This window comes from Frankia gtarii (assembly GCF_025403375.1).
Classification (GTDB): Bacteria; Actinomycetota; Actinomycetes; order Frankiales; family Frankiaceae; genus Frankia; species Frankia gtarii.
Genome location: NZ_JAMPTM010000311.1, coordinates 1 through 7,451 on the forward strand (window position 1 = coordinate 1; position 7,451 = coordinate 7,451).

General features: G+C 71.3%; 5 protein-coding genes. 2 read left to right on the forward strand and 3 right to left on the reverse strand.

The features are described from left to right. Nucleotides 1–48: 48 nt before the first annotated feature. From NBZ83_RS27925 to NBZ83_RS27935, 3 genes are all read right to left on the reverse strand, one after another. Nucleotides 49–762, reverse strand: a complete 714-nt coding sequence (locus NBZ83_RS27925) for a class I SAM-dependent methyltransferase (RefSeq protein WP_261571013.1) — start codon at nucleotides 760–762, stop codon at nucleotides 49–51. Nucleotides 763–931: 169 nt separating this feature from the next. After that, nucleotides 932–2,086 carry a glycosyltransferase gene (locus NBZ83_RS27930; protein WP_261576115.1) on the reverse strand — a complete coding sequence of 385 codons (1,155 nt, stop codon included), beginning with the start codon at nucleotides 2,084–2,086 and terminating at the stop codon, nucleotides 932–934. Nucleotides 2,087–2,088: 2 nt separating this feature from the next. After that, nucleotides 2,089–3,072 carry a glycosyltransferase family 2 protein gene (locus tag NBZ83_RS27935; RefSeq protein ID WP_261571015.1) on the reverse strand — a complete coding sequence of 328 codons (984 nt, stop codon included), beginning with the start codon at nucleotides 3,070–3,072 and terminating at the stop codon, nucleotides 2,089–2,091. 367 nt (nucleotides 3,073–3,439) lie between these two features. On the opposite strand from NBZ83_RS27935, the gene NBZ83_RS27940 reads away from it, so the two are divergent. Beyond that, the gene (locus tag NBZ83_RS27940) at nucleotides 3,440–4,072 is read left to right on the forward strand and encodes an acyltransferase (protein ID WP_438803264.1); all 633 of its coding nucleotides are present in this window, start codon (nucleotides 3,440–3,442) and stop codon (nucleotides 4,070–4,072) included. Nucleotides 4,073–4,406: 334 nt separating this feature from the next. After that, nucleotides 4,407–6,638: a DUF2142 domain-containing protein gene (locus tag NBZ83_RS27945; protein WP_261576116.1), complete on the forward strand. Its 2,232-nt coding sequence runs from the start codon at nucleotides 4,407–4,409 to the stop codon at nucleotides 6,636–6,638. Nucleotides 6,639–7,451 lie beyond the last annotated feature (813 nt).

The window sequence follows — 7,451 nt, forward strand, 5'->3', positions numbered from 1 at the left end:
GGGGTGCGACGTGGCCCCTCGCCGGGCCGGGAGCGCCGGGCCATCGACTCAGCTCCCCCGCTTGCGGGCGTGGGTGAGCACCACGCTGCCGGCCGTGTCGGGAGCTCGCCGGTCGGCCAGCGCGACGGCCGGGGAGAGTACTGCCGCCGCGTTCCAACCGGCCCGGCCGCCCTTCGCGGACAACGTCAGGTACAGCCGCTCGGCGCGTTCGCTGCGGAACATGTACGTCTGCCGGACGACGTCCAGCCCCGCGTCGTCGAGCAGCTTCGCGAGGTGCTCGCCCGGATAGGTGTGCTTGACGTGGTAGCGCTCGCGGTGGCGGTGGAACAGGTCCGGCCAGGTGGTCGCCCGGGTCAGCGCGTCCGCGGACATCACCAGATCCCCGCCGGGGCGCAGCACCCGGGCCATCTCGGCGAGCGCGGCCGGCCCGTCGTCGAAGTGCTCGATCGCGCACACCGACATGACCACGTCGAAGGTGGTCGCCGCGAAGGGCAGCGCCAGCGCGTCGCCCTCGACGAGCCCCGGGTGACCGCGCAGGCGCCGGCCGAACTCCAACTTGTGCCGCGCCAGGTCGAGGCAGACGGCGCGGGCACCGCGGCGGGCGGCCTGCCCGGCCCAGTAGCCGTCGCCGCCGGCCACGTCGAGCAGCGTGCGCCCGGACAGCTCCCCCGCCCACTCCAGCAGGGTGCCGACCTCACGGCGGCGCATCACGTGGACCTGGTGACCCACGAAGGCGAGGGCGTCGTCACGTACGGGGCTCACCGGTCCGCCTTCCGTTTCTGTCCTGCCGTTGTTGACGGACAGTCTGCCTGCCGTGCGGGCGCCGTCCGCGTCTGGACCCCGTCAGATATACCTCGTGTGATCGCCACCGGACACGACGCGACGATCGGGGACGTTCAGCCGGACCACAGCCGGCCCGGGCCCGGACGCCTCATCCGCCACCGAGGGCACCGAGCGTCACGGCGAGGTAGTTCCCCCACGCCGACTGCGGGTCGGGCGGGGAGACCTTCGCTCGCAGATCGGCCAGCACACCCGGTTCGTAAAGGCGACGCAGGGCCGCGGCGAGCGCGTCGACGTCGTCTGGCGGGACCAGCAGCCCGTCGACGCCGTCACGAACTGCAGTAGCCAGAGTACCCACCGTCGTTGCGATCACCGGCCGGCCGTGCAGGTGGGCGAGATCGACGTTCTGCGACGCCGTTCCCGCCCGGTACGGCAGCACCAGGGCATCCGCCGCCGCGAACAGGCCGGGTACCTCGGCGGCGTCGACGTAGCCGGCACGCACGTCGACCCGGCCGGTCAGGCCGAGTTCGGCGATGAGATGCGTGGTCTGCGCGGCGTCGCCCCAGAACTCCCCCGCGACGGTGAGCCGGACGTCCGCCGGGCCGCGGGCCAGCGCCCGCAGCAGCACGTCGAGCCCCTTGTAGGGCCGGACCAGCCCGAAGAACAGCAGGCTACGCCGCGGGCCGCCGCCCGCCGTGGGCTCGGCCGCTCCGCCGGGGGCGATCGCATCCGGACGACGCCGGGTCGGCGCGGACCACAGGTGCGGGGCCATCTCGGCCACCACCACCGGCACCGGGGTGAGCGTGGCGGCTAGTTCGGCCTGCGCCGGGGTGTGCACGAGCACCGCGGATACCCGCCGCAGGACCGCCCGGACCAGCGGCTCGTCCACCGCACGCCGCTCGTGCGGCAGAACGTTGTGACACAGCGCGAGCACCCGTGGACCGGGACCGCCCCCTCGCCCGACCCTGCCGCGCAGGGCGGTGAGGATGGCCAGGTAGGCCGGCGCCTGGATCGGTGTGACGACGACCAGAATCACCGCGTCGGCTTCGCGCCGCAGCCGCCGGCCGAGGCGAACCCAGCCATCAGGCCGGCGCCAGGACAGCGGGTAACGAGTCGATCCGAACGGCTCCATCTCCGGCTCGGCGACGCGCTGCACGCCCGGATAGAGCCGCGCCGGGTACTGATCGGACCATGACTCGATCGCGACCTGGTGTCCCTCGGCGGCCAGCCGATGCGCGAGCTCGGTCGTGTGCTGGGCGATCCCGCCCTTGTACGGATGGGTCGGGCCGATGACCGCGACGCGCATGGTCAGGTGTTACTGCGGGAACGGGCGACCAGGTCACCGATCAGGGCGAGCACGGCGATCTGGAAGCCGACGAGGATCGCGAGCAGCGTCGACGTCGCCACATGGAAGTCGTAGCGGACCAGGTCCACGATCAGCTTCACGAAGCCCAGCGCCATGATCCACAGAGCGATCGGCATCAGCACCTTGAGCGGGTCGAAGTACATGACCATCCGCAGCACCTGCAGGATGTAACGCCGCGCGTCGCGGAAGGGGTGGAACTTCGACGTCCCGGCGCGCTTCGCGTAGTCGATCGGGAGGTAGTCGACCGGGTGCTGGTTGGACAGGAACGACATCGTGATCGTGGTGACGCAGCTGAAGCCGGGCGGGAGCAGCCGCAGGTAGGGCAGGGAGACCTCGCGGCGGAAGGCACGCAGCCCCGAGTTCAGGTCCGGGATCTTCATCCCGGACAGCCGCTGGGCGATCATCCGGATGAGCCACTTCGCCGGCACCCGAGCCCACTTGTGGGTCCCCTCCTCGGTGAGCCGGGCCCCGACGACCTGGTCGACATCGAGGTTGTCGTCCAGGTAGCGGACGAACTCCGGGATGCGCTCGTTCGGGTAGGTCATGTCGGCGTCGGTCCAGACGACGATCTTCCCCCGGGCCTCCTGGGTGCCGATGCGCCGAGCCGTGCCCGAACCGCCGTTACGGCGGAACGGCATGATCCGCATTCGGGGGAAGCGGGGAGCCGCGTCGCGCAGGACGGCGAGGGTGTCGTCGGTCGACTTGTCGTCGATCGCGAGGATCTCGTAGGCGTACCCGCTGGCGTCCATCGCCGCCGTGATGCGCTCGAGTTCGAGCACCACGTGATCCTGCTCGTTGTAGCAGGGCAGGACGATGGTGACATAGGGGACGTCAGGTCCGATCGCGACGAGATCGTCGCCGGCCGCGGGCTGCGGCGGGGTGCTGCCCTGCGGATGGTCGGGCTTGTGGATGGCGCTGACACTCACGTCGGTGTGGCTCCCGGTCGTCGTTCCCGGCGATGATCGCCGCTGCGGGGCGGCGGCGCCGGTGCATGGCGCGGCCCGACGTCGTCCCACTCCGATCGCCGGTCCATGGCGGTGAAGCGCGGTCCGTCCATACGGGCGCGCCGTTCTAGAGTGGCACGTCCCGTCCCATCGCCCGACGACCGGGCCGGCGATCGGGCCAGTGACCAGGCCGACGACCCAGGCCGACGACCCAGGCCGGCGACCGGGCCGGACCTGCGGGCGAAGGAGTCGGGCGGGGACAGTGCCGGCCATCCGCCGGCCCACACCGGCGCCTACTGTTTGGACCGTGGCTGCGTTCAAAAGTGATCTACGTGAATACGTGCGGCACGTGCGGGCCCTGCGGGCCGCCCGGGAGACCTCGGCCCGTTCGTTCGTCGCGGGCCTGCGGTACCCGCTCGCCTACAAGCAGCCGATCTGGATCGGATCGCCGACCGTCATCGAGGGCCGGGAGCGCATCGAGTTCGCCGAAGGGGCGGCGCTGCGGGTCGGCATCGGCGGGTTCGGGCTGACGACGAAGCGCGACACCTCGATCATCCGGGTGCACCCCGAGGGCCGGCTGCGCTGCGAGGGGGTCGTCTCGCTACAGCGGGGCGTGCGGGTCGTCGTCGACTCCGGCGTGCTGGAACTGGGCCCCGGTGCGAACATCAACGGGTTCGCCAAGATCCTCGTCCGGGAACGGGTCTCCATCGGGGCCTACTGCAATGTCTCGTGGGACACCCAGCTCCTCGACAACGACTTCCATCCCATGATCGTCGACGGCGTCGAGCAGCCGATGAGCGGACCGATCGTGCTGGAGGACCGGGCCTGGATCGGCACCGGCGCGATCGTCCTCAAGGGCGTGACCGTCGGTGAAAGCGCCGTGGTGGCGGCGGGTTCCGTGGTCACCCGCGACGTTCCGCCGAAGGCCGTCGTCGCCGGATCGCCGGCGAAGGTCGTCGGCCACATCGACTCCTGGCGCTGAGGCACGGACTCCTGGCGCTGAGGCACGGACTTCTGGGCTGAGGGAGCAGGGCCGACGCGGGCCGACGCGGAAGTGTTGGACTGCGACGTGAGTGTGCGGGGAACACTGCGGACGGCGACCTGCCGCCTACCAGGAAGCACCTCGCCACCGTCCGCGACCAGGGCCGATGCACGGATACCCGGACAGTCAACCGATCGGGGGTGTCCGTAACATGACAGCACCTCCATCCGGGACCTCCGGGACCGCGCCACTTTTGGTTGACGTCCTCCCCCGCTTGGAGTGACGGCGGAGGATTCCAAACTCCTACGCACCCACCGAAGGGGAGGGCGGGGTCGTGTTGAGGTTCGCGGTTCGTACGACCGCAGCGGCCCGCGCCACCACCACGCCCGGCCCGGCGGTGATCCCCGACGGGACCCGCTTTCGACCGTGGCGCATCCTGCGCACCGCGCCCCCCACCATCTGGGCGATCACCCTGCTGTTCACGGCGGTGCTGGCCGGCTGGTCGGTGATGATGCCGCAGTACCACGCGCCCGACGAGCCCAATCACGTCGACGCCGTAATGCGCCTGGTGGAGGGCAAGGGCTGGCCTCATCCGGGGCACGTGGTCGTGACTCGCGGCGGAGTCGGTGCGATCATCGCGGCGCCCTACGGCTCCAGCAAGCGGCCGCGTGACCTGTCCACCGGCCCGTTCACCGCCGCGCAGGCGGCGCCCCGAGACGAGCGCCCGAGCTGGGAGGAACTGGAGCGGACACCCGCACCCAGGGGCGGCATCCAGCAGATCGTCCAGCACCCGCCCCTGTACTACTGGGTCAACGCGGTGATTCTCAAGGCAATCCCGGACGGCGGCGACAACCTGCGCTGGGACACGATCATCGGCATTCTGCGCCTGGTCAGCGTGGCGATGGTGGCCCCGCTGCCGCTGCTGGCCTGGGCGGGGGCGCACCGGCTGTCCGACGGCAGTCGGGTGGCGGGAACCTGCGCGGCGCTGGTCCCGCTGGCCATCCCCGAGCTGGCCCACATCGGCTCCAGCGTCAACAACGACAATTTGCTGGTCCTGACCGCCGGGCTGGCGACCGTGGGGATCGTCTACGTGCTGCGCGGGGACACCTCGCTGCGCACGGCGGCTTGGACGGGGGGCTTTCTCGGCCTCGCCCTGATGACGAAATCGCTGGCGATCGTGCTGGTCCCGATGGCCGTGCTGGCCTACGTCCTGGCCTGGTCACGGGCCCGCCGCGACGCCCGTGCGCTGCGGACGACCACAGCCGTCACGCGCGCGCTCGACGCCGGAGCCGGCGACGGTGCGGCGAGTGGGGGCGACGGGCGGGTCGACGACCGACCGTTCCGGCTCGCCGACACGGGACCCGCCGGTCCCTCCGCCGCCGCGCAACGGTTGCCCTGGCGGCAGATTCTGCTGGGCGGGGCGATCACGGTCGCCCTGGGCGGCTGGTGGTGGATCGTCAACGTCGTGCGCTGGGGAGCCTTCCAGCCGGAAACGCCCGGCTTCCCGCTGGGCCAGTACCTGGGTGACGACTGGGGCGCCTACCGGGAGATCCTGATCAACGGGACGATCCTGCGCTGGTGGGGGTCGTTCGGCTGGTTCGAGGTCAACCTCACGACCGTCCCCGTCCGCACCGGCACGGCCCTGGTCATCTTCTTCTTCGCGCTCGCGCTGATCCGGGCCCGCAACTGGCGCATCCGGGTCGACCTGCTGCTCCTGCTGTGGGTCACGTGGGGCCTGTTCGGGCTGATGACGCTGCAGTCCGCCAAGAACTTCGACAAGCAGTTCCATGTCAGCGGCATCTCCGGCCGGTACCTGTACGCCGGGTTGGTGTCGCTCGCGATCGGGGTCGGACTGGGGGCGGCGGCCACCGGCCGCTATCTGTCCCGGATCATGCCGCTGTTGTTCCTCGCGGGCGCGGTCACCCTGCAGGTCTGGTCGATCAGCATGGTGTTCCCGCACTTCTGGCAGCCGAAGGGCGGCGACCTCGGCGACGCCTGGGACGACATGGCGGCCTGGTCGCCCTGGTCGGAGGGGACGCTGGTCGGCATCGCCGTCGCGGTCTGTGCACTCGCGGTGGCGACCCTGGCCGGCTGCCTGTGGGTGCTCGTCATCGGCGAGCGCGACGCCCGGCCGTCCCGGTCCGCCCGCGGAGTCGTCCTGGCAGGCGCGGGCGTGGCCACCGAAACGCGTGGTAGCTCCGACGCACCGACCGTCGCCGGACGCGGAAGCCAACCCGGCGCGGATGCCGCCCTACCATCGGCCGCCGACCCCGCCCCGGGCGACGCCGGTGCCCGGACTCAGGGGCTGCGGGAGGCCGCCCGTAACCGCGCGGTCCGGCTGCACCGGCACACCGTGGTGAATGAGCAGCCCCGGCCCGACCGCCCCGTACGAGCACAGCCGCCTTCCCCGCCGGCAGCCCAGCCATCGACGGCACCCCCGCCGGCAGCGACGGCGGAGCAGCCGGCAGCGACAGCACCTCAGCCGGTAGCGGTGACCCTGCCGGCGGCGACAACATCACCGCCGAGCACTCCTGCCACCGAAGCTGACGGCGCCAGCCGCCCGTAACCGCGTTGACGCCCGGACCCCGCCGGAACGACGAACGGCGGCATAGGGTCCGATATCCACTGCGCAGCGTGCACGCTCACGCGCCCGGCGGCAGACTGGCACGGAGCCCGGACAGGTGCAGCCGACCACGACCGCGCCGGCCAGGCGACGGACCGGGATTGTGACCTCATCCCCCGGGCTGAGAGCGGGGGGATGACAACTCCTACGGACCCACCGAAGGGGAGGACGGCCGGTGTTGAGGTTGGCGGTTCGTAGGCTCCACCGGCACCGCGCCTCCCCTCGCCGCCACCGCGCGTATCGCGGCGATGTTCCCGGCTGCGTTCAACCCGGCGTGACAGCGGTATCCGCGGACAACGCCACGGGGCTCGGCCACCTACCGGTTCCGCGCTACCTCACCCAGCCCACGGCTGACAGCGCAACTGCTTCTACACCGCCAGGTTTCACCCAACCGAGCATGCGCACAATACGTTTCTGGAGTCGCCGACCGGTCGGCCGTCGGACACGGCCAGAAACTGACAATGCGGTTATTCTGAGGAATCAAGATCCACTGGTGAACGACGCGGAGCCGCGTTTCCGCTCCAGTCTGAAGGCTGGGGTATCCACGCCGAAACCGTGGTAATCGTGCGCATGAGATCCGCGGTGTCGACCAGCTCAGTTCGGAGGGAATCTTGCGCCGCAAGCGGGAGACGGGCAGGACGCGGGGGGTCACACCTCCGTCGGCGCCGCCGCCCGACCAGGACCCGTATGCCGCGCCGGAGCCCGCCGCGATGCTGTCCGCACGCCCGCCCGTCGGTGGGACACCACCCCAGGCCG